Origin of the sequence: Psychrobacter sp. AOP3-A1-26 (assembly GCF_052378235.1) — a bacterium.
Lineage (GTDB): Bacteria > Pseudomonadota > Gammaproteobacteria > Pseudomonadales > Moraxellaceae > Psychrobacter.
Genome location: NZ_JBQSXN010000209.1, coordinates 1 through 571, shown reverse-complemented (window position 1 = coordinate 571; position 571 = coordinate 1). Strand labels below are relative to the sequence as shown.

At 29.8% G+C, this 571-nt stretch carries 1 protein-coding gene; it reads left to right on the top strand.

What is annotated here, in order from left to right; genetic code table 11:
* On the top strand, positions 1-571 hold a 571-nt coding region (locus ACT3TU_RS14340; RefSeq protein ID WP_444784543.1), incomplete at both ends, for a hypothetical protein.

Genomic DNA, 571 nt, shown 5'->3' with positions numbered 1-571 from the left:
TCTAAAGAGCAGTTTTTTAATTTCGGTCTTAAAGAAACTATTTATTCCTCTTATGATAAAGCAGAGATTGAATGGAATCTTTTGAAAAATCGTATCTATAGTAATGAGAAAGTATTCATTCGTGGGTTTGGTCGTGATGCAAGTGGCACACATCTGTTCCAGGCGTTTTATGAAAGGTTAATTAATAATTATCATGTTGAAAAAGATCCAACAAATAATTCAGAACCAGCAAAACTAATTAGAGCACTTACGGGATATTCTAAAACAAAAAGTTCTAAACTAGAGTTGATTAGAAATTATCAAATTTCGCATGTTTTTGGTCGTACAAAAAACGTTTTTGCTTTTACTGCTCCGTGGAATATTGTTTATATGCCTAAAATTCTTGATCCATTTACAGGGCATGAAGCAAAAGGAGATATGATAGATGAGTATACTTTTTTGTTTCAAAAACAGTGTTACGATAACTTTGAAAAATTTATTGAAGAATTTAACGAAATAATGATTAGTTCTATTTTTAAGGAAAGAATGGGTGAGAGTCTAGATACTTTAAGTTTAGATACTTCTTATAATA